This window comes from Pseudomonas sp. AN-1, from assembly GCF_034057115.1.
In the GTDB taxonomy this organism is placed as follows: domain Bacteria; phylum Pseudomonadota; class Gammaproteobacteria; order Pseudomonadales; family Pseudomonadaceae; genus Geopseudomonas.
In genome coordinates this window covers 2,306,748-2,331,153 of the sequence record NZ_CP139195.1, presented here as the reverse complement: position 1 = coordinate 2,331,153, position 24,406 = coordinate 2,306,748, and the positions used below count along the sequence as shown (strand labels likewise).

The window sequence follows — 24,406 nt, the reverse complement described above, 5'->3', positions numbered from 1 at the left end:
CATACAGCTTTTGCAAGCACCTACTACAGGAACGAAGTTCAATGGTAACCATCCGTCTTGCTCGTGGCGGCTCCAAGAAGCGCCCTTTCTACCACCTGACCGTGACCAACAGCCGCTCCGCCCGTGACGGCCGTTTCGTCGAGCGCATCGGTTTCTTCAACCCGGTCGCCACCGGTGGTGAAGTGCGTCTCTCCGTGAACGCCGAGCGTGCCCAGTACTGGCTGAGCCAGGGCGCCCAGCCGTCCGAGCGCGCTGCCCAGCTGCTCAAGGAAGCGGCTGCTCAGGCCTGAGTGCTCGATGATGCAAAATTCGCCGGCACCCGCCGAGGATCTGGTCGTCCTTGGCAAAATCGTCTCGGTGTACGGCATCCGCGGTGAGGTCAAGATCTACTCCTACACCGATCCGCTGGATAACCTGCTGGACTACCGCCACTGGACGCTCAAGCGTGATGGCGAGGTCCGTCAGGTCGAACTGGCCAGTGGGCGCCTGCACAACAAGGTGCTGACCGCCAAGATCAAGGGACTCGACGATCGCGAAGAGGCCCGCGGCTATGCCGGATTCCTCATCTGTGTACCGCGCAGCTTGCTGCCGGCGCTGGAAGAGGACGAGTTCTACTGGTATCAGCTGGAAGGTCTGAAGGTCATCAATCAGGACGGGCAACTGCTCGGAAAGGTCGACCACTTGCTGGAAACCGGCGCCAACGACGTGCTGGTGGTGAAGCCCTGTGCGGGCAGTCTGGACGATCGCGAGCGCCTGTTGCCCTACACGGAGCAATGCGTGCAGAAGGTCGATCTGGCTGCCGGTGAGCTGCGGGTGGACTGGGATGCGGATTTCTGACCCATGCGGGTAGACGTTCTCAGCCTGTTCCCCGAGATGTTCGCCGCCATCAGCGAGTACGGCATCACCAGCCGTGCGGTGAAGCAGGGTCTCCTGCAGCTGCAATGCTGGAATCCGCGGGATTACACCGAGGACCGCCACCAGACGGTGGACGATCGGCCCTTCGGCGGTGGCCCGGGGATGGTGATGAAGATAAAGCCGCTGGAGCGGGCCCTGGCCGATGCCAGGCAAGCTGCAGGCGGTGCGGCCAAGGTGATCTACCTGTCGCCGCAGGGGCGTCGTCTCGATCAGGCGGCGGTCCGCGAACTGGCGAACGAGGAGCGTCTGATCCTCATCGCCGGGCGTTACGAAGGCATCGACGAGCGTTTCATCGAGACGCACGTGGATGAAGAATGGTCGATCGGCGATTATGTCCTGTCCGGCGGTGAGCTGCCGGCCATGGTGCTGATCGATGCGGTGACGCGGCTGTTGCCCGGAGCATTGGGACACGCCGATTCCGCCGAGGAGGACTCGTTTACCGACGGCCTGCTCGACTGTCCGCACTACACCCGACCCGAGGTGTACGAGGGCAAAAGTGTTCCGCCGGTGCTGCTCAGCGGCAACCACGAACACATCCGGCGCTGGCGTTTGCAGCAGTCCCTGGGACGTACCTGGGAACGACGTGCCGATCTTCTGGATAGTCGCTCGCTTTCTGGAGAAGAGAAAAAGCTGCTGGACGAATATATCCGCCAGCAGAACGATAGTTAACGTATCGATGGCAGGCCGCAGGCTTGTCTATGGAGCACAGCATGAGCAACAAGAACCCGATCATTCAGCAGATCGAAGCTGAACAGATGAACAAAGAGATCCCGGCGTTCGCCCCCGGCGACACCGTGATCGTGCAAGTGAAGGTGAAGGAAGGCGACCGTCAGCGTCTGCAGGCCTTCGAAGGCGTGGTGATCGGCAAGCGTAACCGCGGCCTGAACAGCGCCTTCACCGTGCGCAAGATCTCCAGCGGCTTTGGCGTCGAGCGTACCTTCCAGACCTACAGCCCGCTGGTCGACAGCATCACCGTCAAGCGTCGCGGCGACGTGCGCAAGGCCAAGCTGTACTACCTCCGCGACCTGTCCGGCAAGGCCGCTCGCATCAAGGAGAAGCTGGTCTGAGACCCGCTTCCCTGCAGCAAGAAAAGCAGCCCTTGGGCTGCTTTTTTTGTGTCCGCGATTTGGGGCAGTGGTGCGCGGTCTCGGCTGCGTCTGGCGTCTGCTAGCCTGACAGTCAGGTGGGCTGGACGCGCCAGGCGCGGGGGAGACGGCGATGAAGCAGGCAGGCATGAAGCTGCGCGGGGTCAATCTGGGCAGCTGGCTGGTGCTGGAGAAATGGATGGTGCCGAGTCTGTTCGAAGGGCTGGCGGCCACCGACGAGACCACCTGGTGCGCCGAACTGGGCGAGGCTGCGGGCGAGCGCCTGTGCCGGCACTGGGACAGCTTCGTCACCCGCGACGACTTCGCCTGGATCGCCGGCCATGGCCTGAACGCCGTGCGCATTCCGCTGGGCCACTGGATCTTCGGCCCCGACTATCCCTGGCACCCGAGCTACGGCGCGCACCGCCATCCCTTCGTCGAAGGCGGCATCGAGGTGCTCGACCGCGCCATGGACTGGGCGCAGGAGTTCGGTCTGCGCGTGGTGCTCGACCTGCATGCCGCCCCGGGCTGTCAGAACGGTTTCGACAACGGCGGAATCAAGGACGTCTGCGAATGGCACACCCGCCCGGAATACCTCGAGCATTCGCTGGCGGTGCTGGAGCGCCTGGCCGAGCGCTATCGCGACCATCCGGCGCTGCACGCCATCGAAGCGCTCAACGAACCGCGCTGGGACGTGCCCACCGACTACCTCAAGGCCTACTACCTGGCCGCCTACGCGCGCATCCGCAAGCATTGCCCGGCCGAGCGGGTGGCGGTGGTGTTCCATGACGGTTTCCGCGATTTCCGCGAGTATCTGGGCTTCATGCAGGGGCCGGAGTTCCGTAACGTGATCTTCGACATCCACCGCTACCAGTGCTTCGAGCGCGGCGACATCGACATGGACATCTACGGCCACCTGCGCAAGGCCGCCGGCGAGTGGAAGCAGGAGGCCGATGCCGTCATCACCGAGCTGGGCCTGCCGACCTTCTGCGGCGAGTGGAGTCTGGGCCTGGACCTCCGGGTGGTCTCGCTGTGGGCCGAGGGGCCGTTCAATCACGCGCTGGAGTACATGGACGCCTTCCAGGAGGATGTGGCCTACCGCGGCTACGCCGCCGCCCAACTGGCCACCTGGGAGAAGTACCTGGGCTGGTTCTTCTGGAGCTACAAGACCGAGACCACTCCGGCCTGGTGTTTCCGCGACTGCGTCGAGCGCGGCTGGCTGCCGTCAGGGTTCGCGTAGGGCGCAGGGGGCCGGCTCCGGCGAGCAGCTCAGGTACTTGTCTTCGCACAGCCGGTCGAGCACCAACCGGCGCGTGTAGAAGTGTTCCAGGGTGCGGTGGAAGCTGATGGTCAGCAGCGTCGAGCCGAGCAGTTCGCGGTGCAGCACCTCGGTCATGCATTCCTCGCCCTGCACGTCGAAGGCGTCGGTGGCCTCCTCGATGAACACCCAGGCCGGATGGTGCAGCAGCAGGCGGGCGATGCCGATGCGCTGCTGGGCGCGCAGCGGCAGCACGCGGTCCCAGTCGTCGCTGTCCTCCAGGCGCGGCGCCAGCCAGGGGATGCCGGCGCAGTCCAGGGCGTGGAGAATCTGCGCGTGGCCGAAGTGGCCGGCGGGGTGCGGGTAGCTGAGCGCCGCCTGCAGGGTGCCGTCGGGCAGGAACGGCCGCTGCGGCAGGAACACGATGCTCTGTCCGGCGGGCAGCTCGATTTCGCCATGGCCCCAGGGCCACAGCCCGGCGACTGCCTTGAACAGGGCGATGGTCACCGTCGGGTCGCCGCTGATCAGCACCCGTTCGCCGCGCTGGATGCTCAGGTCCAGAGGCTCCAGCAGCACCCGTCCGTCCGGATTGGCCAGGCTGAGGTTGCGCAGGGTCAGTGTGTCGCCCTGGCTGCGGCGCAGGTCGATGCGGTGCTCCACCGGATTGTCGGCGCGCTCCTCGAGCAGCAGCATGTCGTTGTACAGGCTCACCACCCGGTCGACCGAGGCGCGGCACTTGGCCAGCTCGCCGAGGTTGTCGATCGGCCAGGACAGCGCCGAGGTCAGGCGCTGGAAGGCCTGCGCCGCCTGCATCAGCACGCCCAGGGTCATGCCCCCGGCGATGAACTGCGGCGCGGCGACCAGGATCGGGAACACCGGCAGCAGGGTGCCGTAGCCGGTGGAGAAGGAGACGATGCCCAGGTAGCCGAGCGTCTGGCGGTTCCAGCCCTGGCCGACGTCGGCGAACAGCCGATCGGCCTGGCGGTGCTCGATCTCCTCGCCGTGCATCAGGGCGATCGCCTCGGAGTTCTCGCGGGCACGGGCCAGGCCGAAGCGCAGGTTGGCCTCCACCGTCTGCAGGCGGTTGGTAGCGCGGATCAGCGGCCGGCCCAGCAGCAGGCCGAACACGGTGCCGCCGCCGGCATACAGGAAGGCCAGCAGCACCAGATAGCCGGGCACCACCAGGGAGGTGCCGGGGATCGGCAGGCTGCCGGAGACGTCGAGGAGGATGTCGATGAAGCTGCCGAGGATCAGCAGCGAATAGAGCAGCGACAGCGCCAGGGCGATGGCCGTCTCGGTGGCGATGCGGATGTCCTCGGCGATGCGCCCGTCGGGGTTGTCGTGCTCGCCGCTGGTGAACTGCAGCTGGTAGTGGCGGGCGTGGGCCATCCACTGGTCGAGCAGGCGGTCGGTCAGCCAGCGCCGCCAGTCCAGTTGCAGCCAGCGCTTGACGTGCAGGTGCAGGGCGGTGACCAGCATGGTCAGCACGAAGATCAGCAGGAAGGTGGCGATCAGCCAGACCAGATCGCGCAGCGAGCGCGCCTCGAGGACGTCGAACAGCTCGCGATGCCAGTAGCTGATCCAGATCGCCAGGCCCACCTGCGCCTGGGTCAGCGCCACCAGCAGCAGCACCGCCGCGCGCACCGTCCAGCGGCGCTCGCAGTTCCAGTAGGCGCCGGCCAGGCGCAGGAACTGCCAGGTCAGCCGGGGCGGGGGCGGGCTGGCCGGTGCCATGGCGTCACTCCGCCTGCAGCGCCAGGCGCGCGGCGATCTGCGCGGCGCCGCGCAGGCCCAGCTGCTCGTCGAGCACCACCTGCAGCGGGATGCCTTCCAGCAGCGCACGCATCGGCGGCCTGGCGACGAACGCCTCGCGCACCGCCGGCAGGCGCAGGCAGGGCAGGATCTTCGGCGCGATGCCGCCGCCCAGGTACACGCCGCCGCGGGCCAGGCCGGTCAGCGCCAGGTTGCCGGCGGCGCCGGCCAGCAGGCGGGCGAACAGCTCGAGGGTCGCCGTCGCCCGGGCGTCGCCGGCCGCGGCGGCGGCGCCGATCTGCGCGGGACCGGGCAGGTCGTCGGCATCCTCGTCGCGGCCGGCGAGAAAGGCGAAGAGGCGCACCAGCCCCGCACCGGACAGCAGCAGCTCGAGGCTGACCCGGCCGTGGCGCGGCAACAGGTGGCGCAGCAGGGCGAGCTGCTGCTCGTCCTGCGCGGCGAAGTCGGCATGGCCGCCCTCGCTGGGCAGGACCAGCGGCTGCGCCGGCGTGCCGGCGAGCAGCGCCATGCCCAGGCCGGTGCCGACGGCGAGCAGGGCGCGCACGCCGCCGGGCTGCGGCCTGCCGCTCTGCAAGGGGTACAGTTGCTCGTCGTGCAGCAGGGGCAGGCCCTGGGCCTGGGCGGCTAGGTCGTTGACCAGCTCGATCCGGCGCAGAGCGAGTTGCCCGGCCAGTTCGTCGGCGTCCAGGTCCCAGGGCAGGTTGGTCAGTCGCACCTGCCGGCCATCGACCGGCCCGGCCACGGCCAGGCAGGCGACCTGCGGCTGTTCGCCCGGGCGCAGGAAGGCGCGCAGCAGGCTCAGGCCGTCGGCATGTTCCTGGCTGGCCAGGGTCTGCTGACGCAGGGGCTGCCAGGTGTCGCCGCGGCTCTCGCCCAGCAGCAGGCGCGCCCGGGTACCGCCGATGTCTGCCGCCAGAATGAGCATGCCTACCTCGTCGTGCGCTCGGACGCCGGCCGGCGCACCTCGTGCGCGGGCTGTTCGGCAGGCCGGGCGAGGGCGCCCGGTGGATCGGGGTAGCGGCAGCGGCGCATGGAGCCCGCTGCGCATGTGTCCTGCAGTATAGGCGGCCAGGTGGCGCAGCCGGGAGCCAGGCTGCGCTGCGGCGGTGGGCGGCGATTCGAGGCGCGCCGGCCGCGCCCGGGCCTGCCTGGTTTTTATGTCATTAAATTATAGAAGAATTCTTAAACAATATTTTTAAGAATATAAATGGTGTGCCTAATATGCGCTCCATCGCCGGGGCACGGCCCGCGGGCGATCCATAGCCAAGGAGCATCCCCATGAGCGCCAACCTACGCAGTGTCGCCGGCCAGGACGAAGCCGGTCTGTTGCGCGAGATCCACAATGCCCTGCACGGCCTGCGCTACGGCGCGGTGGAAATCACCGTGCACAACGGCCAGGTGGTGCAGATCGAGCGCAAGGAAAAGTTCCGCCTGCAGCCGCCGAGCGGCAGCAAGCAACCCTGATTTCGCACAGGCCCGACTGGACCACCGGAGGGCGTGAGCATGCCACCTGACATCGACCAGACCATGAGCACGCACATGAGCATCCGAGCCCTCCGCCGCTGTTGCTGGCGAATGTGACGCCAACCGTCGTTCCCGACCCGATTGCCACATTCCGCCGTTATCCGGCGTGCCGCCGAGCACGCCCAAGGAGCACCAGCATGTCCATTCGTCGTTTCGCTCTGGCCGCCATCGTCGGCCTGTCCCTCAGCGCCGCCGTACAGGCGCAGACCCTGCTCAACGTGTCCTACGATCCGACCCGCGAGCTGTACCAGGAATACAACGCGGCCTTCAACCAGCACTGGCAGGCCCAGGGCCACGAGCCTGTGACCATCCAGCAGTCCCACGGTGGCTCGGGCAAGCAGGCCCGCGCGGTGATCGACGGTCTCAAGGCCGACGTGGTGACCCTGGCTCTGGCCGGCGACATCGACGAGCTGAACAAGATCGGCAAGCTGATTCCCGAGGACTGGCAGAAACGCCTGCCGCAGGCCAGCACCCCCTACACCTCGACCATCGTGTTCCTGGTGCGCAAGGGCAATCCCAAGCAGATCAAGGACTGGGACGATCTGGTCAAGCCGGGCGTGGAAGTGATCACCCCCAACCCGAAGACCTCCGGCGGCGCGCGCTGGAACTTCCTCGCCGCCTGGGCCTACGCCCAGCAGAAGTACGCCAGCGAGGACAAGGCCAAGGCCTTCGTCGAGCAGCTGTACAAGAACGTTCCGGTGCTCGACACCGGCGCGCGCGGCTCGACCATCACCTTCGTCAACAACCAGATCGGCGACGTGCTGCTGGCCTGGGAGAACGAGGCGTTCCTGGCGCTCAAGGAGGAGGGCGGCGAGAACTTCGAGATCGTCGCGCCCAGCCTGTCGATCCTTGCCGAGCCGCCGGTGGCGGTGGTCGACAAGAACGTCGACCGGAAGGGCACCCGCGAAGTGGCCACCGCCTACCTCGAGTACCTGTACAGCGAGGAAGGCCAGCGCATCGCCGCCAGGCACTTCTACCGACCGCGCAACGAGAAGGTCGCCGCCGAGTTCGCCCAGCAGTTCCCGGCGCTCAAGCTGGTCACCATCGATGGAGACTTCGGCGGCTGGAAGAGCGCGCAGCCGAAGTTCTTCAACGATGGCGGCGTATTCGACCAGATCTACCAGGTGCAGTGATCTCCGCCTGCCGATCGAGCCCCCGGTGTCCGCCACCGGGGGTTCTTGCTTGACCACAACCCGGATGGCCTCCGGGCCAAGAAACTTGCGAGGAACCTATGTCCCGCCGCATTTCCCCCGTCATACCCGGCTTCGGGCTGACGCTGGGCTACACCCTGGTGTATCTCAGCCTCCTGGTGCTGATCCCCCTGGGTGCCATGTTCGTCCACGCCGCCCAGCTCAGCTGGAGCGAGTTCTGGGCCATCGTCAGCGCACCGCGGGTGCTGGCCGCCCTCAAGCTGAGCTTCGGCGTGGCCCTGGCCGCCGCCCTGCTCAACGGCGTGATCGGCACCCTGCTGGCCTGGGTGCTGGTGCGCTACCGCTTTCCCGGACGCCGGATCATCGACGCGATGATCGACCTGCCGTTCGCCCTGCCCACCGCGGTGGCCGGCATCGCCCTGACCGCGCTGTACACGCCCAACGGCCTGATCGGCCAGTTGGCCAGCGATCTCGGCTTCAAGATCGCCTTCACCCCGCTGGGCATCAGCCTGGCGCTGGTATTCGTCACCCTGCCGTTCGTGGTGCGCACCGTGCAGCCGGTGCTGGCCGACATCCCGCGCGAGGTCGAGGAGGCCGCCGCCTGCCTGGGCGCCAAGCCGCTGCAGGTGTTCCGCCACGTGCTGCTGCCGGCGCTGCTGCCGGCCTGGCTGACCGGCTTCGCCCTGGCCTTCGCCCGCGGCGTCGGCGAGTACGGCTCGGTGATCTTCATCGCCGGCAACATGCCGATGAAGACCGAGATCCTGCCGCTGCTGATCATGGTCAAGCTCGACCAGTACGACTACACCGGCGCCACCGCCATCGGCGTGCTGATGCTGGTGGTGTCCTTCGTCCTGCTGCTGCTGATCAACCTGCTGCAGCGCCGTATCGAAACGCCCTGAGGAGGAGCCGCCATGTCATCCATCACCGCTGTCTCCGCCTCCGCCAACGCCGCCCGCCGCGGCCACGCGCTGGGGCGCAACCTGCTGATCGTCGGCGCCTGGCTGGTGTTCGTCCTGTTCCTGTTGCTGCCGCTCTACGTGGTGCTCAGCGAGGCGCTCAAGCAGGGGCTGGGGGTGTTCTTCACCGCCATCCTCGAGCCGGACGCCCTCGCCGCGCTCAAGCTGACCCTGATCGCCGTGGCCATCGCCGTGCCGCTCAACCTGCTGTTCGGCGTCGCCGCCGCCTGGTGCGTGAGCAAGTACGAGTTCGCCGGCAAGAGCCTGCTGGTCACCCTGATCGACCTGCCGTTCTCGGTGTCGCCGGTGATCGCCGGCCTGATCTACGTGCTGCTGTTCGGCGCCCAGGGCTTCTTCGGCGAGTGGCTCGGCGAGCGCGATATCCAGATCGTCTTCGCCGTGCCCGGCATCGTGCTGGCGACCCTGTTCGTCACCGTGCCCTTCGTCGCCCGCGAACTGATCCCGCTGATGCAGGAGCAGGGTAGCCAGGAGGAGGAGGCCGCGCGCCTGCTCGGCGCCAACGGCTGGCAGATGTTCCGGCACGTCACCCTGCCCAACATCAAGTGGGGCCTGATCTACGGCGTGGTGCTGTGCACCGCGCGGGCGATGGGCGAGTTCGGCGCGGTGTCGGTGGTGTCGGGGCATATCCGCGGCGTCACCAACACCCTGCCGCTGCACGTCGAGATACTCTACAACGAATACAACCACGTCGCCGCCTTCAGCGTCGCCAGCCTGCTGCTGGCGCTGGCGCTGTTCATCCTTCTGCTCAAGCAGTGGAGCGAGGCCCGTCTGACCCGCCTCAAGTCGAATGCTGCCGAGGAATAAGCCATGTCCATCGAAATCCGCAACGTCAGCAAGCGCTTCGGCGCCTTCCAGGCCCTGAACGACATCGACCTGGACATCCACAGCGGCGAGCTGGTGGCCCTGCTCGGCCCCTCCGGCTGCGGCAAGACCACCCTGCTGCGCATCATCGCCGGCCTGGAGACCCCGGACGCCGGCAGCATCGCCTTCCACGGCGAGGACGTCTCCGGCTACGACGTGCGCGACCGCAACGTCGGTTTCGTGTTCCAGCACTACGCGCTGTTCCGCCACATGACGGTGTTCGACAACGTCGCCTTCGGCCTGCGCATGAAGCCGAAGAAAGAGCGGCCGAGCGAGGCGCAGATCGCCGCCAAGGTCCACGAACTGCTCGGCATGGTGCAGCTCGACTGGCTGGCCGACCGCTACCCCGAGCAGCTCTCCGGCGGCCAGCGCCAGCGCATCGCCCTGGCCCGTGCCCTGGCGGTGGAGCCGAAGATCCTCCTGCTCGACGAGCCGTTCGGCGCGCTGGACGCCAAGGTGCGCAAGGAGCTGCGCCGCTGGCTGGCGCGCCTGCACGAGGAGATCAACCTGACCTCGGTGTTCGTCACCCACGACCAGGAGGAGGCCATGGAGGTCGCCGACCGCATCGTGGTGATGAACAAGGGGGTGATCGAGCAGATCGGCGCGCCCGGCGAGGTCTACGAGCAGCCGGCCAGCGACTTCGTCTACCACTTCCTCGGCGACTCCAACCGCCTGCAGCTGGGCGAGGAGGGGCACATCCTGTTCCGTCCGCACGAGGTGTCGCTGTCACGCGAGGCGCTGGCCGGCCATCTGGGCGCAGAGGTGCGCGACATCCGTCCGCTCGGCGCCATCACCCGGGTGACCCTCAAGGTCGAGGGGCAGGGCGAGCTGGTCGAGGCCGAGGTGGTGAAGAGCCATGCCAGCCTGGTCGGTCTGGCGCGCGGCGACCGCCTGTATTTCCGGCCCGCCACCGACGGCCAGCGCTCGGCGTCCTGACCGACCCCGGCCCGCCCTGGCGGGGCGGGCTGGCCGCTGGCCGGGCGGGCGTGCCAGACTGGCGTTCCCGTCGTCATCGCGCCCTGCCCATGTCCGAGCACGCCCATCCCCTGATCGACCGCTTTCTCGATGCCCTCTGGCTGGAGAAGGGCCTGTCGCGCCACACCCGGGAAGCCTACGGCACCGACCTGGCGCTGTTCCGCGCCTGGCTGGCCGAGCGCGGTTTCGACCTGCTGCGGGTCGACCGCGAACTGGTCCGCGAGTACCTCGGCTGGCGCCAGGAGCGCGGCTACCACGCGCGCTCCACGGCGCGCCTGCTGTCCTGCCTGCGCGGCTTCTACCACTACTGCCAGTTCACCGGGCTGATCGCCGAGGACCCCACCCTGCAGGTGGTCCTGCCGAGCCAGTCGCGCGCCGTGCCGCACAGCCTCGGCGAGGCCGAGGTCGAGGCGCTGCTGGCCGCGCCGGACACCGGCGCGGCGCTCGGCCTGCGCGACCGCGCCATGCTCGAGGTGCTGTATGCCTGCGGCCTGCGGGTCAGCGAACTGGTGGCGCTGACCCTCGAACAGGTCGATCTGCGCCAGGGCGTGGTACGGGTGAACGGCCCTGGGGGGCGCGAGCGCCTGGTGCCGCTCGGCGAGGAAGCCATCGACTGGCTGCTGCGCTACCTGCGCGCGGCGCGCGGCGAGCTGCTGCTCGGGCGGCCCAGCGAGGTGCTGTTTCCCAGCCTGCGCGGCGAACAGATGACCCGGCAGACCTTCTGGCACCGCATCAAGCGCCACGCGCGCAGCGCCGGCATCGATCAGCCGCTGTCGCCGCACACCCTGCGCCACGCCTTCGCCACCCACCTGCTCAACCATGGCGCCGACCTGCGGGTGGTGCAGATGCTGCTCGGGCATCGCGACCTGTCGACCACGCAGATCTACATCCACATCGCCGATGCTCGCCTGCAGGCCCTGCAGGGCAGCTCGTCCGCTTGATCGTCGGCAGCGTGCGCCGTTGCCGCGGCCGGCCCGGGTGGCTGTGGTAGGCTTGGCCATCAACCAAGCCGCTTCGCCGCTTCAAGGAGTCTTCATGCGTCCGTTCCGCTTCCTCGCTGCCGTCACTCTCGGCCTGGCCAGCGCCATCGCCCAGGCTGCCGACCCCGATCAGACGATCCGCCAGTCCCTCAAGGCGCTGCAGCCGGACCTGCCGATCGAGGCGATCAGCGAGAGCCCGATGCCCGGCCTGTACCAGGTGCAGCTCAAGGGCGGCCGCCTGCTCTACACCAGCGCCGACGCCCAGTTCGTCATGCAGGGCTTCCTGTACCAGGTCAAGGACGGCAAGGCCGTCAACCTCACCGAGCAGGCCGAAAGCAAGGCGGTTGCCAAGGAGATCAATGCCATCCCTGTCAAGGAGATGGTGGTGTTCCCGGCCGACGCCAAGGCAGCGCAGAAGACCCACATCACCGTGTTCACCGACACCGACTGCGGCTACTGCCAGAAGCTGCACAGCGAGGTGGCCGAGCTCAACCGCCGCGGCGTCGAGGTGCGCTATGTGGCCTTCCCGCGCCAGGGCGTCGGCAGCCACGGCTACAACACCCTGGTCAGCGTGTGGTGCGCCAAGGACCCGCGCGAGGCGATGAACCTGGCCAAGGCGCGCAAGGACGTGCCGCAGGCCGAGTGCGACAACCCGGTGAGCAAGCAGTACGCGCTGGGCCAGATGATCGGCGTGCAGGGCACCCCGGCCATCGTGCTGGCCAACGGCCAGCTGATCCCCGGCTACCAGCCGGCGCCGCAGCTGGCCGAGGCGGCGCTGGCGGCGAAGTGATCGGCGTTCAGCTGCCGATTGACTAACAATCCACCGCTTCGTAATGTGCGGATCTTTTCATCGGCCGGAATTTCCGGCCGTACTGCGTCGTAAAGATGGGGAACTGATAGTGAAACCGGTGAAAGTAGGTATCTGTGGGTTGGGGACCGTCGGTGGCGGTACCTTCAATGTGCTCAAACGCAATGCCGAGGAGATCGCCCGCCGTGCCGGGCGCGGCATCGAAGTGGCGCAGATTGCCGCGCGTGACGCCAACCCGCAATGCGATACCACCGGTACCCCCATCACCGGTGACGTGTTCGAGCTGGTCGACAACCCGGAAATCGACATCGTCATCGAGCTGATCGGCGGCTACACCGTGGCCCGCGAGCTGGTGCTCAAGGCCATCGACAACGGCAAGCACGTGGTCACCGCCAACAAGGCGCTGATCGCCGTGCACGGCAACGAGATCTTCGCCAAGGCGCGCGAGAAGGGCGTGATCGTCGCCTTCGAGGCCGCCGTGGCCGGCGGCATCCCGGTGATCAAGGCGATCCGCGAGGGCCTGGCCGGCAACCGCATCAACTGGCTGGCCGGCATCATCAACGGCACCGGCAACTTCATCCTCACCGAGATGCGCGAGAAGGGCCGCACCTTCGACGACGTGCTCAAGGAAGCCCAGGCGCTGGGCTACGCCGAGGCCGATCCGACCTTCGACGTGGAAGGCATCGACGCCGCGCACAAGCTGACCATCCTCGCCTCCATCGCCTTCGGCATTCCGCTGCAGTTCGACAAGGCCTACACCGAAGGCATCACCGCGCTGACCACCGCCGACGTCAACTACGCCGAGGCGCTGGGCTACCGCATCAAGCACCTCGGCGTGGCCCGCCGCACCGAGGCCGGCATCGAGCTGCGCGTGCACCCGACCCTGATCCCCGCCGACCGCCTGATCGCCAACGTCAACGGCGTGATGAACGCGGTGATGGTCAACGGCGACGCCGTCGGCAGCACCCTGTACTACGGCGCCGGCGCCGGCATGGAGCCGACCGCCTCGGCGGTGGTGGCCGACGTGGTCGACGTGGTCCGCGCGCTGACCACCGACCCGGAGAACCGCGTGCCGCACCTGGCGTTCCAGCCGGACGCGCTGTCCGACCACCCGATCCTGCCGATCGAGGCCTGCGAGAGCGCCTACTACCTGCGCATCCAGGCCAAGGACCATCCGGGCGTGCTGGCCCAGGTGGCGAGCATCCTCTCCGCGCGCGGCATCAACATCGAGTCGATCATGCAGAAGGAAGCCGAGGAGCACGACGGCCTGGTGCCGATGATCCTGGTCACCCACCGCGTGCGCGAGGCGCAGATCGACGACGCCATCGCCGCCCTGGAGGCCCTCGAGGGCGTGGCCGGCAAGGTCGTGCGCATCCGCGTCGAGCAGCTCAACTAATCCGTCAACGGCTGCCGGCCGCGCGCCGGCAGCCCGCACCGAAGGTTTTTCCCCATGCGCTACATCAGTACCCGCGGCCAGGCGCCGGCCCTCAACTTCGAAGACGTGCTGCTCGCCGGCCTGGCCAGCGACGGCGGCCTCTACGTGCCGGAAAACCTGCCGCGCTTCACCGTCGAGGAGATCGCCTCCTGGGCCGGCCTGCCGTACCACGAGCTGGCCTTCCGTGTGATGCGCCCGTTCGTCGCCGGCTCCATCGCCGACGCCGACTTCAAGCGGATCCTGGAAGAGACCTACGGCGTGTTCGCCCACCAGGCGGTAGCGCCGCTGACCCAGCTGGGCGCCAACGAGTGGGTGCTCGAGCTGTTCCAGGGCCCGACCCTGGCGTTCAAGGACTTCGCCCTGCAGCTGCTCGGCCGCCTGCTCGACCACGTGCTGGCCAAGCGCAACGAGCGCGTGGTGATCATGGGCGCCACCTCCGGCGACACCGGCTCGGCCGCCATCGAGGGCTGCAAGGCCTGCGACAACGTCGACATCTTCATCATGCACCCGCACAACCGCGTGTCCGAGGTGCAGCGCAGGCAGATGACCACCATCCTCGGCGACAACATCCACAACATCGCCATCGAAGGCAACTTCGACGACTGCCAGGAGATGGTCAAGGCCAGCTTCGCCGACCAGGGCTTCCTCAAGGGCACCCGGCTGGTGGCGGTCAACTCGATCAACTGGGCGCGGATCATGGCCCAGATCGTCTACTACTTCCACGCCGCCCTGCAGCTCGGCGCGCCGCACCGCTCGGTGGCCTTCTCGGTGCCGACCGGCAACTTCGGCGACATCTTCGCCGGCTACCTGGCGCGCAACATGGGCCTGCCGATCAACCAGCTGATCGTCGCCACCAACCGCAACGACATCCTGCACCGCTTCATGTCCGGCAACCGCTACGACAAGGACACCCTGCATCCGTCGCTGTCGCCGTCGATGGACATCATGGTCTCCTCCAACTTCGAGCGCCTGCTGTTCGACCTGCACGGACGCAACGGCGCCGCCGTCAGCGCGCTGATGGACGAGTTCAAGGCCACCGGCAAGCTGTCGGTCGAGGACGACCGCTGGACCGAGGCCCGCCGCCTGTTCGACTCGCTGGCGGTGGACGACGAGCAGACCTGCGCCACCATCGCCGAGGTGCATGGCCAGACCGGCTACCTGCTCGACCCGCACACCGCGATCGGCGTCAAGGCCGCCCGCGAGTGCCGCCGCAGCCTGGCGCTGCCGATGGTGGTGCTCGGAACCGCGCATCCGGTCAAGTTCCCGGAAGCGGTGGAGAAGGCCGGCATCGCTGCCGTACCGCAGCTGCCGCCGCACCTGGCCGACCTGTTCCAGCGCGAGGAGCGCTGCAGCGTGCTGGCCAACGACCTGAAGGCGGTGCAGGACTTCGTCAGCCAGCACGGCAACCGCGGCAAGCCGCTGTAAGGCGACGCTGCGGGTTGTCCACACAAGGGCCGGCTGCGCGAGCAGCCGGCCCTTTCGTTTGGGCGCCCGCCGGGGTTCTGCCCGCTCGCTGCCGGTGCGTGCTCTGCCGCCATCGTCAAGTGCGCCTGTGCACAAAACCCGAGGCCTGCGACGCGCCGTCGCATCCGGGAGCAGGGCCGGGACGGCTGCTGCCCTAATAACTAATTCTTTGAAAATCAAGCAGAAAAACTTCTGAACAAAAAACAGCCAATCTGTCTGCAGGCCCTGCCGCGCCGGGGGCGGGGCGATCTGTCCGGTATTTGTCCACCCAGTTATCCACAGCAATTGTGGATTGAACCGGGGCGGCGCGACGCTGCCCGCAGCGCCTGACCGTTATACTCGGTGCTATCAGCCAGGGAGTCCGTTCATGCCTTTCGATCTGTCCAGCCTGTTGCTCGGTATCGTCGCTGCCGCCCTCCCTCTGGCGGGGCTGCTCTGGCGCCTGCAGCAGCAGCGCGGCGAGGCGCGCCAGCAGGCCGGCCTGCTGGAGGAGCGTCTGGCCGCCGGCGAACAGGCGCGCGAGGCGCTGGCCGGGCAACTGGCCCAGGTCCGTGGCGAGGCGCAGGGCCAGCAGCGCCTGCTGGCGACCCTGCAGGGCGAGAACGCCGCCCTGCGCCGCGAGGTCCAGCTGCTCGGCGCCGAGCGCCAGCAGGCCGCCGAGGCGGCCCGCCAGTGGCAGGATGAGCGCCAGCAGCGCGAGGAGGAGCTGCGCGACCTCGCCGCCGAGCGCGCCGCGCTGGCCAGCGCCCTGCGCGAGCAGCAGCAGGGCCATCGCCAGCGCCTCGAGGAGGTGCAGGCGGCGCGCGACGAGCTGCGCGCGCAGTTCGCCGAGCTGGCCGGGCGGATCTTCGAGGAGCGCGAGCAGCGCTTCGCCGAGAACAGCCAGCAGCGGCTGAGCCAGCTGCTCGATCCGCTGCGCGAGCGCATCCACAGCTTCGAGCAGCGCGTCGAACAGAGCTACCAGCAGGAGGCGCGCGAGCGCTTCTCGCTGGGCAAGGAGCTGGAGCGCCTGCAGCAGCTCAACCAGCGCCTGGGCGAGGAGGCGCACAACCTGACTCGCGCGCTCAAGGGTCAGAAGACCCAAGGCAACTGGGGCGAGCTGGTGCTGGAGCGGGTGCTCGAGCACGCCGGCCTGGAGAAGGGCCGCGAGTACGACACCCAGGTCAGCCTGCGTGGCGAAGGCGGCCAGCGCTACCAGCCCGACGTGCTGGTGCGCCTGCCCGGCGAGCGCCAGGTGGTGGTCGACGCCAAGGTCAGCCTGACCGCGTACCAGCAGTACGTCGCCGCCGAGGACGAGGGCGCCCGGTCGCAGGCCCTGAAGCTGCACGTGCAGTCGCTGCGCAGCCATCTCAAGGGCCTGTCGGCCAAGGACTACCAGCGCCTGGAGGGCCTGCACAGCCTCGATTTCGTGCTGCTGTTCGTGCCGCTGGAAGGCGCCTTCGCCGCCGCGCTGCAGGCCGAACCCGGGCTGTTCGAGGAGTCCTTCGCGCAGAACATCGTGATCGTCGGGCCGACCACCCTGCTGGCCACCCTGCGCCTGATCGACAGCCTGTGGCGCCAGGAGCGGCAGAACCTCAACGCCCGCGAGATCGCCGAGCGCGCCGGCTGGCTGTATGACAAGTTCGTGCTGTTCGTCCAGGACCTCGACGAGATCGGCAGCCGCCTGCAGCAGCTCGACAAGGCCTACGCCAATGCGCGCAACAAGCTCGGCGAGGGGCGCGGCAACCTGATCGGCCGCGCCGAGCAGCTCAAGGCGCTCGGCGCCCGCGCCAGCAAGAGCCTGCCGGCCGACTGGCTGGTACGTGCCGGGGCGCCGCCGCTGGTGGCGGCCGATGACGACGGAGCCTAGGACTAGAGCGCCTGCGCCAGTCGTGTCGCGGCGCCGGTAGTGGTCGAGCGCCCCTGATGGGTCAGGTAGAAGCGTGCTAAATCGTCGGCGCGCATTGGCTTGCCGAACAAGTAGCCCTGGATTTGGCTGATGCCGATGGCATCCAGGTAGTCCTGCTGGCGTTGGGTTTCGACGCCTTCGGCGACTGTGCTCAGGCCCATGCTCTGGGCCATGACGGTGACTGCGCGGACGATGGCGCGGTCGCTGGGCGAGGCGACGATGTCCTTGATGAAGGCGCGGTCGATCTTGATGGTGTCGAGCGGGAAGCGCAGTAGGTATTCCAGCGACGAGTAGCCGATACCGAAGTCGTCGATGGCTATCTGGAAGCCCTGGGCGCGCCAGCCGCGCAACTGCTCGATGGTGCCCTGTGGGTCCTGCATGGCGATGCTCTCGGTGATCTCCAGCTTGATCTGCGTCGGTGGCACGCCAGCATCGCGCACCGCCGCGACGAGCACTTCCGTCAGCCGGTTGTCTTGGAACTGGCGCGGCGACAGGTTGATGCTCATCTGCAGCTGGATGCCGAGGTTCTGCCAGGCGCGTAGCTGTCGGCAGGCGCTGCGCAGGATCCATTCGCCCAAGGCATTGATCAGGCCCAGCTCCTCCATGATCGGGATGAAGCGCGGCGGCGGCACCGGACCGACCTCCGGATGCTCCCAGCGTATCAGCGCCTCGACGCCGACGATGCGGTTGTCGCGCAGCTGCAGCTGCGGCTGGTAGACCAGATGGAATTGACGGAAGTTCTCCTCGAGCGCAGTGCGCAGGGCAAGCTCCAGTTTCAGCTCGGTGCCCCTGTCGGTGTCGGACGGACGGGCGATGCCCAGTGGTCTGCCTTGCAGGCGGGCGAGCTTGCGGGCATCCCGGGCGGCCTGGATCATCTCCTCTGCATCGCCGGCGTGGTCGGGAAACAAGGCGATGCCGGCGGTCAGCGACACGAACAGCGCTTGGCCGTCGACGTCGAGTGGCTGGCTGGTGCGCGCCAGCGCCGCCTCGGTCTTGGCGCGCAGGCGGGACAGGTCGTTGTGCGGGACCAGCAGGGCGAACTCGTCGCCGGCCAGGCGGGCGGCATGCACCTCACTGGGCATCCCCTGTTGCAGGGCATGGGCGACGCGCGCCAGCACCAGGTCGCCGACTTTCATGCCGAGGGCATCGTTGATGCGTCCCAGGCGACTGATGTCGAACAGCACCATGGCGATGCCGTACCCCGCGCGGCGGGCGCCCTCTATCGCGGTTTCCAGCAGGCGCAGGAACAGCTTGCTGTTGGGCAGGCCGGTGAGCGTGTCATGCAGGGCCAGATGCTGGACCATCCGCTCGGCTTCGCGTGTCTGGGTGACGTCCTGCCAGGCGCCCTCGAACAACCGCGCGGGACCTTGCGTCGGGCTGTGCTCGGCGACCAGATGCAGCACGCGCATGCCGCCTCCAGCCTGCGGCAAGCGGACCTCTTGGTCGAGCCGGCTCAGCGCCGTGCGCGAGACATTCATGGCCTGGGCGAGACGCGTCCGGTCGTCGGGATGGACACGGGTGAGCAGCTTGTCGAGATGATCGACCTCCGCGGCGGCGATCCCGGCCATCTCGGCCAGATCCACCGACCACTCTAGGCAGTCGCTGTCGGTGTGCCAGGCCCAGAAGCCGAGGCGGGCGATCTTCTGGGCGTGGCTCTGGCGCAGCCGGGTGCGCTGTAGTTCCAGGCTGGTGCGCCGGGCGCGCAGGGCATAGCGCAGCCGCGAGGCGAGCAGCGGCCAGTTGATCGGCTTGGTGATGAAGTCGGTGGCGCCGGACTCGAAGGCCCGCTCCACGTCAGTGGTGGCATCGGCGGCGGTGAGCATGATCACCGGCGTGCCCGGCACGGCCTCGGACTCGCGCATCGCCCGGCAGGCGGCGAAGCCATCGAGACGCGGCATCATCACGTCCATCAGCACTAGATCGGGGCTGTCGCGCAGGAAAACCTCCAGGCCTTCTTGGCCGTCGGTGGCCTCCAGCAGTCGATAGCCCTGCTTGCCGAGGATCGACTTGATCAGCATTCGGGTGGACTGGTCGTCCTCGATGACGAGGATGGATTGCTCGGTATGCATGGTCGTAGTGCCGCTCCTTGCCGGATCGTCAGTGGGCGTTCTGTTGCTGGGGGGGGGGCGCGGCGCCGTGCTCCGGGTCGGGATAGCGTTGCTGAAGTCTGCGCACGCTGGCTTCGGCCAGTTGCGCCAAGCGTTCGGCGCTGTCTGCCGGGACCGCCTGCCTGGTCGCGGCGTACTGCTCGATGTCGCACGCCAGCGCTGCCAGCGCCAGAGCACCGAGGTTGCCGGCACTGCCCTTGAGCCGGTGAGCCTCCTTGCGAACCTCGTCGTGGTCGCTCTTGGCGAGAGCGCTTTGCAAACGTGCGATATGTCCCGGGAGATTGGTGCAGAAGAAGCTCACGACCGTGTGCAGGTCGGTGCCCAGCGCCTCGTGCAGGGTGTCGAGCATGGCGTCGTCGAGTAACGTCGGCAGTGGCGGCAAGGCGGCGGGAGCCGTCAGTGCAGACGGCGGGGGAGCGAGCAGGGCAAGCATGCAGTCGAGCAGCTGTCGCACGTTGTAGGGCTTGCTGAGGATGTCGTCCATGCCCGCGTGTCGGCATTCGGCGACTTCCGGGGTGTTGGCATGGGCGGTGAGGGCGAGGATCGGTGTGCGTGGTTGGCCGCGCTTGTGTTCCAGGCGGCGGATCTCACGGGTGGCGGTGGGGCCGTCCATCACCGGCATCTGGCAGTCCATGAGAATGATGTCGAAGCGTTCGCCGGACTCGATGCGGGCGACTGCCTGGGCGCCGTCCTCCGCCTCGTCGATCAGCGCGCCATGCTTGTCGAGCAGGCGCTGGGCGAGCATGCGGTTGACCGGGTGGTCCTCGACCAGCAGCACACGGCAGCCGCTAAGGCAGGGCTCAACGTCGGCGGCCGCCGCGCCAGTGGCGCGCGGGCTGTGCAGCGCACTGATCAGGGCATAGGCCAGCGCATCGGGGCCAGCCGGTTTGCTCAGGCACTGGTCGAGCACCTGGTGTTCGCGGGCCTCGATCTCCAGTTGATCGCTGGCCGAGGAGAGCATCACCAGACGCAGGCGTGGGTGCTGCTCGCGCAGCCGGTGCGCCAGCTCCAGACCGTCCAGTTCGGGCATCATGCGGTCGAGTACCGCCAGCTGCACGCTGGCTGCGTGTTGCGGGTCCTGCACCCAGGCCAGCGCATCGAGCGGGTTGCAGAAACCGTGCGGCTGCATGCCCCAGGCGATGGCATGACGCTCGACGATCAGCCGGTTGGCCAGCACGTCGTCGACGATCAGCAGGCCGCGACCGGCAAGTTGTTCGGCGGCACGTTCGCTGGCGCTGCGTTCGCCGCAGGGGCTGTCCTGCAATGGCAGCTGCAGCTCGAAGAAGAAGCGACTGCCCTGGCCGGGCGTCGACTCCAGATGGATTTCGCCACCCATCAGCTCGACCAGGCGGCGGCTGAGCGACAGGCCCAGACCGGTGCCGCCGTACTTGCGGGTAGTTGATTCGTCGGCCTGGCGGAAGGAGTCGAAGATCAGCGGTTGCACCTCCGGGGCGATGCCGATACCTGTGTCGCGCACGGCGAAGCACAGCGCCCCCGGCGTGCGGGGTGAGCGACCGACGCAGAGTGCGACTTCGCCTCGCTCGGTGAACTTGATCGCGTTGCTGAGCAGGTTGAGCAGCACCTGGCGCAGGCGCAGCGGATCGCCAAGCACCTGCCGCGGTAGGCTGGGCTCGATCTCGATGATCAGTTCGAGCTGCTTCTGGTGGGCGCGGGCGGCCAGCAGCTTGGCAGTGTGCTCGACGATTTCACTGAGGTCGAAGGCGACGCTTTCCAGCTCCAGATGCCCGGCGTCGACCTTGGACACGTCAAGGATGTCGTTGAGCAGCGCCAGCAGCGTCTCGCCGGAGCGCTGGGCGATCTGCAAGTATTCGCGCTGCTCGGGGTTGAGCGGGGTTTCCAGCGCCAGGTCGAGCATGCCGATCACCCCGTTCATCGGCGTGCGGATTTCATGGCTCATGTTGGCGAGGAACAGGCTGCGCGCCTTCGAGGCCTGTTCGGCATGGTCACGGGCGCGCCGCAGTTCCTGTTCCAGGGCATGGCGTTCGCTGATGTCGAAGATCATGCCGTCGAGCAGCACTACCTCGCCCTCGCCCTCGAGCGAGCGCTGGGTTTCGGTGACGATGTGGCCGAGCGACCAGACCCGCAGCAGGCGTCCGTCCTTGCAGCGCAGGCGGTATTCGGCCGAATAGCTGCCGCCCTCGGCAACGGCCCGGTGGCGGGCCTCGGCCAGGCGCGGCAGGTCTTCGGCGGGGATCAGTGGACGCAGGCCGCCGCTGTCGAGCAGTTCGCGACTGCTCCAGCCGGTGAGCTGCTCGATACCGTCGCTGAGAAACAGCAGGCTCCAGGCGTCGTCCAGCCGGGAGCGGAAGACGATGCCGGGGAGGTTGCCGATCAGCGACTGGATGAAGCGCTCCTGGCTGCGCAGGGTCCAGCGCATCCGCTCCCGGTAGTGTAGGAAGGTATTGCTGAGCAGTACGGCAACGATCAGCAGCAGGGTGCCGAACAGCACGGCATTGGCGATCAGCCCGCTCTGCAGCGCCGGCAGCGGATTGTCCGAGCTTGCGGTGCCAATGAAGCGTGCTGCCGCCATGCCGGCGTAATGCATGGCGGCGATGGCCGAGCCCATCACCAGGCCACCGAGCAGCAGTCTGTGCAGCGGGCGCAGGCGGGCGTTGTGCTCCAGGCCGAAACGGACCCACAGCGCCAGCATGGCCAGACCGGCGGCGAGCAGGATCGACAGGGCGAACCACCACGGGTCGTAGCGCAGCAGCGGTGCCATCCGCATGGCGGCCATCCCGCTGTAGTGCATGGTGCCGATGCCGGCGCCGACCAGCACGCCGCCGAGCACCAACTGGCGCCCCCGCAGGTGCGGGCGGGTGAGCAGCGACAGGGCGACCCACGAGGCCGCCAGGCTGGGCAGCACCGACAGCAGGGTGGTCAGCGGGTCGTAGCTGACCGGGCTGCACAGGCGGAAGGCCAGCATGCCGAGAAAATGCATCGCCCAGATGCCGCCGCCCAGCGCCAGGGCGCCAGAGAGCAGCGCCACCTGGCGTTGCAGCGCCGTGTTGCTGGTGCGGGCGATCCCGGCCACCTGCAGGCCCATGGTCGCGGCGCCGACCGAGAGCAGGATCGACAGGGCGACCAGCCAGAGATCGAAGGTGCCGTACAGGTACAGGCTGGGGACGACGGGGTCGAGCAGGAAAAACAGGTCGAGCATGGCTGGGGAACATTGCCGGTAAGGTGAAAGAAGCCGCGCGGGAAAAGCGTGGGGAGTCGCCCCTCGGCACGCTGCGGGGGCCTGCGGGGGAGGGAACAGGTGCCGCGTGGCTGCCGCAGTCCCCGTCCCCTTCATTAACTGCCGCTGGGCGGTGGCCCATCTTGATGGGCGTCAACGCCCCTCGGGGGCTCCGCCGACTGTCGGGCCGGGCTCAGAATGCCTCCCAGCTTTCCTCCGCCGTGGCGGCTTTGCCGTTGCGCAGCCGCGGGGCGAGCGCGTTCACCGGCCCCCGTGGCGGGAGCACCTCGTCGAATGCCGCCCGCATGTGCTGCAGATCGGGCTCAAGCAGCTGGCGGCTGTCGACCTTGAAGATCGAGATCGCCTGAACCAGCTCGCGCACCTGCGCCTGCAGGCTGCCCGAGACCTGCTGGGCGTGGTTGACCATGCCGGCGTTCTTCTGCGTCACGCCGTCGAGCTGAACGATGGCCTGGCTCACCTGGGCGATACCGGCGCTCTGCTCCGAGGACGCGGAAGATATTTCGCCCATGATGTCGCTGACCTTGACGACCGACGCGATGACCTCGTCGATTGACGACTCCGCCGCCTTGACCAGGGCGACGCCTTCGCCGATTTCGCTGGTCGAGTGGTCGATGAGCTGGCGGATGTCCCTTGCCGCTTCTGCCGAGCGGCCGGCCAGCAGACGCACCTCGGTGGCCACCACGGCAAAGCCGCGCCCATGCTCGCCGGCGCGGGCCGCCTCGATAGAGGCGTTCAGCGCGAGGATGTTGGTCTGGAAGGCAATCGAGTCGATCAACTCGATGATCTCGCCCATTTTCTGTGCGGCCTCGGAGATCGCCGACATCTTGCGCACAACCTTGTGCATCACCTCGCCGCTGTCCTTGACCAGGCTGGAGGCGTGCTCGGACAACTGGTTGGCATGCTGGGCATTGCTGGCGTTCTGATCGACCGTGGTGGTGATCTCTTCCATGCTGCTGGCCGTCTGCTGCAGCGCGGCGGCCTGGTCCTCGGTGCGTGCGGCGAGGGCGTCGTTGCCCGTGGCGATGTTGTGGGTGGCGGACGATACGCTGTGGATGCTGCGGTTCACATCGAGGGCAATGCTCGACAGACTCTTGCGCATGGTGTCCATCATGGCTGCCAGTTGGCCGATTTCCGTGCGGCCGAAGTTGGGGATCTGCACGCTCAGGTTACCGGCGGCGATCTGCGAGTTGAACTTCATAGCCGCGGCGATCGGGGCCTTGATCGAGCGCAGCGTGCGATAGCCGATGTAGGCGAGCACGGCGGACAGGCCGCCGAGCACGGCCAGCGAGGAACCGTCCAGCGCCTCCCAGACGGGGACCGCCGCGGCCTGCGCGCCAACCGCGAAGCCGGCGCCGGTGCAGAGGATGGCGGTGACCGACATGGCCGGCAGGCGGAACTGCATGGACGAGGGGTTGAGCCGGGCGAGCTGCCCGAGCACGCCCTTGCGGCACAACACGCCATCCCTCAGGTAGAAGGCGCTGCGCCTGCCGGCAGCGATGTCGCCATAGACCTCACGGGCCTGCGCCACGGCCTGGGCGTCGGCCTTGATGCGCACCGAGGCGTAGCCGACCAGGGTGTTGCCTTCGAAGTAGGGGGTGACGTGGGCCTCGACCCAGTAGTAGTCGCCGTTCTTGCGCCGGTTCATGACCAGTCCGTTCCATTCCCGCCCAGCCTTGAGGGTTTCCCAAAGGTTGGCGAAGGCGGCCTTCGGCATGTCCGGATGGCGGACTATGTTGTGGTCTGCGCCATTGAGCTCATCCCAAGAGAAGCCGCTCACCGCGATGAACGCCGGATTGGCGTAGGTGATCCTTCCGGACAGGTCGGTACGCGAAATCAGGAAGTCGTCACTGTTGAGCAAGTATTCATGGGAGCCAATGGTTCCGAACAGCATTGGTTATTTCCTCATTTTTCAGACATGGGAATCCCCTGCGCGAGCCGAATGCTAATTCAGGCGCTTTGAGCGGGGATTTCCGGCAGATATATATCT

The 24,406-nt window shown here is 67.7% G+C and carries 19 protein-coding genes and 2 pseudogenes; 15 read left to right on the top strand and 6 right to left on the bottom strand.

Going from position 1 to position 24,406, the window contains the following annotated elements; all coding sequences use genetic code 11:
- Positions 1 to 41: 41 nt before the first annotated feature.
- The 5 genes from rpsP to SK095_RS10835 all read left to right on the top strand — a co-directional run bounded on the left by rpsP (position 42) and on the right by SK095_RS10835 (position 3,240).
- Positions 42 to 290, top strand: coding sequence for a 30S ribosomal protein S16 (rpsP, locus tag SK095_RS10855; protein WP_136489775.1), 249 nt, complete (start codon positions 42 to 44; stop codon positions 288 to 290).
- Between the two features lie 10 nt (positions 291 to 300).
- Positions 301 to 837 (top strand): ribosome maturation factor RimM, encoded by a 537-nt coding sequence (rimM, locus tag SK095_RS10850; protein ID WP_136489799.1) that lies wholly within the window; start codon positions 301 to 303, stop codon positions 835 to 837.
- Between the two features lie 3 nt (positions 838 to 840).
- Entirely contained in the window at positions 841 to 1,584 is a 744-nt protein-coding gene (trmD, locus tag SK095_RS10845) for a tRNA (guanosine(37)-N1)-methyltransferase TrmD (RefSeq protein ID WP_320546314.1), read from the top strand.
- Between the two features lie 41 nt (positions 1,585 to 1,625).
- On the top strand, positions 1,626 to 1,982 hold the full coding sequence (gene rplS / locus SK095_RS10840) for a 50S ribosomal protein L19 (RefSeq protein WP_136489777.1): 357 nt from the start codon (positions 1,626 to 1,628) through the stop codon (positions 1,980 to 1,982).
- Between the two features lie 151 nt (positions 1,983 to 2,133).
- The gene (locus SK095_RS10835) at positions 2,134 to 3,240 is read left to right on the top strand and encodes a glycoside hydrolase family 5 protein (protein WP_320546313.1); all 1,107 of its coding nucleotides are present in this window, start codon (positions 2,134 to 2,136) and stop codon (positions 3,238 to 3,240) included.
- Here SK095_RS10835 and SK095_RS10830 read toward each other — a convergent pair.
- Together SK095_RS10830 and SK095_RS10825 are read right to left on the bottom strand one after the other, a co-directional pair.
- Complete coding sequence (locus SK095_RS10830; protein WP_320546312.1) at positions 3,226 to 4,992, bottom strand: ABC transporter ATP-binding protein/permease; 1,767 nt, start codon at positions 4,990 to 4,992, stop codon at positions 3,226 to 3,228. The two genes, SK095_RS10835 and SK095_RS10830, sit on opposite strands and share 15 nt — an antisense overlap.
- A gap of 4 nt (positions 4,993 to 4,996) precedes the next feature.
- Entirely contained in the window at positions 4,997 to 5,956 is a 960-nt protein-coding gene (locus tag SK095_RS10825; protein WP_168772507.1) for a glucokinase, read from the bottom strand.
- Between the two features lie 353 nt (positions 5,957 to 6,309).
- On the opposite strand from SK095_RS10825, the gene oscA reads away from it, so the two are divergent.
- The 10 genes from oscA to rmuC all read left to right on the top strand — a co-directional run bounded on the left by oscA (position 6,310) and on the right by rmuC (position 17,055).
- Positions 6,310 to 6,495, top strand: a complete 186-nt coding sequence (gene oscA, locus SK095_RS10820) for a sulfur starvation response protein OscA (protein ID WP_136489781.1) — start codon at positions 6,310 to 6,312, stop codon at positions 6,493 to 6,495.
- A gap of 197 nt (positions 6,496 to 6,692) precedes the next feature.
- A complete protein-coding gene (locus SK095_RS10815) occupies positions 6,693 to 7,688 on the top strand; it encodes a sulfate ABC transporter substrate-binding protein (RefSeq protein WP_320546311.1) in 996 nt (331 codons plus the stop codon).
- A gap of 98 nt (positions 7,689 to 7,786) precedes the next feature.
- Complete coding sequence (gene cysT, locus SK095_RS10810; RefSeq protein WP_320546310.1) at positions 7,787 to 8,605, top strand: sulfate ABC transporter permease subunit CysT; 819 nt, start codon at positions 7,787 to 7,789, stop codon at positions 8,603 to 8,605.
- A gap of 12 nt (positions 8,606 to 8,617) precedes the next feature.
- On the top strand, positions 8,618 to 9,487 hold the full coding sequence (cysW, locus tag SK095_RS10805; protein ID WP_320546309.1) for a sulfate ABC transporter permease subunit CysW: 870 nt from the start codon (positions 8,618 to 8,620) through the stop codon (positions 9,485 to 9,487).
- Positions 9,488 to 9,490: 3 nt separating this feature from the next.
- Positions 9,491 to 10,480, top strand: coding sequence for a sulfate ABC transporter ATP-binding protein (locus SK095_RS10800; RefSeq protein WP_320546308.1), 990 nt, complete (start codon positions 9,491 to 9,493; stop codon positions 10,478 to 10,480).
- An 89-nt stretch (positions 10,481 to 10,569) separates the two neighbouring features.
- On the top strand, positions 10,570 to 11,460 hold the full coding sequence (xerD, locus tag SK095_RS10795) for a site-specific tyrosine recombinase XerD (RefSeq protein WP_136489786.1): 891 nt from the start codon (positions 10,570 to 10,572) through the stop codon (positions 11,458 to 11,460).
- Positions 11,461 to 11,554: 94 nt separating this feature from the next.
- Positions 11,555 to 12,289 carry a disulfide isomerase DsbC N-terminal domain-containing protein gene (locus tag SK095_RS10790; protein WP_136489787.1) on the top strand — a complete coding sequence of 245 codons (735 nt, stop codon included), beginning with the start codon at positions 11,555 to 11,557 and terminating at the stop codon, positions 12,287 to 12,289.
- A gap of 109 nt (positions 12,290 to 12,398) precedes the next feature.
- Positions 12,399 to 13,703, top strand: coding sequence for a homoserine dehydrogenase (locus tag SK095_RS10785; protein WP_136489788.1), 1,305 nt, complete (start codon positions 12,399 to 12,401; stop codon positions 13,701 to 13,703).
- A gap of 54 nt (positions 13,704 to 13,757) precedes the next feature.
- Positions 13,758 to 15,167, top strand: a complete 1,410-nt coding sequence (gene thrC, locus SK095_RS10780; RefSeq protein ID WP_136489789.1) for a threonine synthase — start codon at positions 13,758 to 13,760, stop codon at positions 15,165 to 15,167.
- Between the two features lie 406 nt (positions 15,168 to 15,573).
- The gene (gene rmuC, locus SK095_RS10775; protein WP_136489790.1) at positions 15,574 to 17,055 is read left to right on the top strand and encodes a DNA recombination protein RmuC; all 1,482 of its coding nucleotides are present in this window, start codon (positions 15,574 to 15,576) and stop codon (positions 17,053 to 17,055) included.
- A gap of 2 nt (positions 17,056 to 17,057) precedes the next feature.
- Here rmuC and SK095_RS10770 read toward each other — a convergent pair whose 3' ends face one another.
- The 4 genes and pseudogenes from SK095_RS10770 to SK095_RS21755 form a co-directional block, all read right to left on the bottom strand.
- Positions 17,058 to 19,163, bottom strand: a complete 2,106-nt coding sequence (locus tag SK095_RS10770) for a putative bifunctional diguanylate cyclase/phosphodiesterase (protein WP_136489791.1) — start codon at positions 19,161 to 19,163, stop codon at positions 17,058 to 17,060.
- Between the two features lie 28 nt (positions 19,164 to 19,191).
- Entirely contained in the window at positions 19,192 to 22,380 is a 3,189-nt protein-coding gene (locus SK095_RS10765) for an MHYT domain-containing protein (protein ID WP_320546307.1), read from the bottom strand.
- 211 nt (positions 22,381 to 22,591) lie between these two features.
- Positions 22,592 to 23,251 (bottom strand): annotated as a pseudogene (locus tag SK095_RS21760) (methyl-accepting chemotaxis protein); the annotation flags it as partial.
- 261 nt (positions 23,252 to 23,512) lie between these two features.
- A pseudogene (locus SK095_RS21755) lies at positions 23,513 to 24,310 on the bottom strand (PAS domain-containing protein); the annotation flags it as partial.
- Positions 24,311 to 24,406 lie beyond the last annotated feature (96 nt).

Excerpts from the sequence above, each read along its gene's own strand:
- rpsP (WP_136489775.1), top strand. The coding sequence starts at position 42 with ATGGTAACCATCCGTCTTGCTCGTGGCGGCTCCAAGAAGCGCCCTTTC.
- rimM (WP_136489799.1), top strand. The coding sequence starts at position 301 with ATGCAAAATTCGCCGGCACCCGCCGAGGATCTGGTCGTCCTTGGCAAA.
- trmD (WP_320546314.1), top strand. The coding sequence starts at position 841 with ATGCGGGTAGACGTTCTCAGCCTGTTCCCCGAGATGTTCGCCGCCATC.
- rplS (WP_136489777.1), top strand. The coding sequence starts at position 1,626 with ATGAGCAACAAGAACCCGATCATTCAGCAGATCGAAGCTGAACAGATG.
- SK095_RS10835 (WP_320546313.1), top strand. The coding sequence starts at position 2,134 with ATGAAGCAGGCAGGCATGAAGCTGCGCGGGGTCAATCTGGGCAGCTGG.
- SK095_RS10830 (WP_320546312.1), bottom strand. The coding sequence starts at position 4,992 with ATGGCACCGGCCAGCCCGCCCCCGCCCCGGCTGACCTGGCAGTTCCTG.
- SK095_RS10825 (WP_168772507.1), bottom strand. The coding sequence starts at position 5,956 with ATGCTCATTCTGGCGGCAGACATCGGCGGTACCCGGGCGCGCCTGCTG.
- oscA (WP_136489781.1), top strand. The coding sequence starts at position 6,310 with ATGAGCGCCAACCTACGCAGTGTCGCCGGCCAGGACGAAGCCGGTCTG.
- SK095_RS10815 (WP_320546311.1), top strand. The coding sequence starts at position 6,693 with ATGTCCATTCGTCGTTTCGCTCTGGCCGCCATCGTCGGCCTGTCCCTC.
- cysT (WP_320546310.1), top strand. The coding sequence starts at position 7,787 with ATGTCCCGCCGCATTTCCCCCGTCATACCCGGCTTCGGGCTGACGCTG.
- cysW (WP_320546309.1), top strand. The coding sequence starts at position 8,618 with ATGTCATCCATCACCGCTGTCTCCGCCTCCGCCAACGCCGCCCGCCGC.
- SK095_RS10800 (WP_320546308.1), top strand. The coding sequence starts at position 9,491 with ATGTCCATCGAAATCCGCAACGTCAGCAAGCGCTTCGGCGCCTTCCAG.
- xerD (WP_136489786.1), top strand. The coding sequence starts at position 10,570 with ATGTCCGAGCACGCCCATCCCCTGATCGACCGCTTTCTCGATGCCCTC.
- SK095_RS10790 (WP_136489787.1), top strand. The coding sequence starts at position 11,555 with ATGCGTCCGTTCCGCTTCCTCGCTGCCGTCACTCTCGGCCTGGCCAGC.
- thrC (WP_136489789.1), top strand. The coding sequence starts at position 13,758 with ATGCGCTACATCAGTACCCGCGGCCAGGCGCCGGCCCTCAACTTCGAA.
- rmuC (WP_136489790.1), top strand. The coding sequence starts at position 15,574 with ATGCCTTTCGATCTGTCCAGCCTGTTGCTCGGTATCGTCGCTGCCGCC.
- SK095_RS10770 (WP_136489791.1), bottom strand. The coding sequence starts at position 19,163 with ATGCATACCGAGCAATCCATCCTCGTCATCGAGGACGACCAGTCCACC.
- SK095_RS10765 (WP_320546307.1), bottom strand. The coding sequence starts at position 22,380 with ATGCTCGACCTGTTTTTCCTGCTCGACCCCGTCGTCCCCAGCCTGTAC.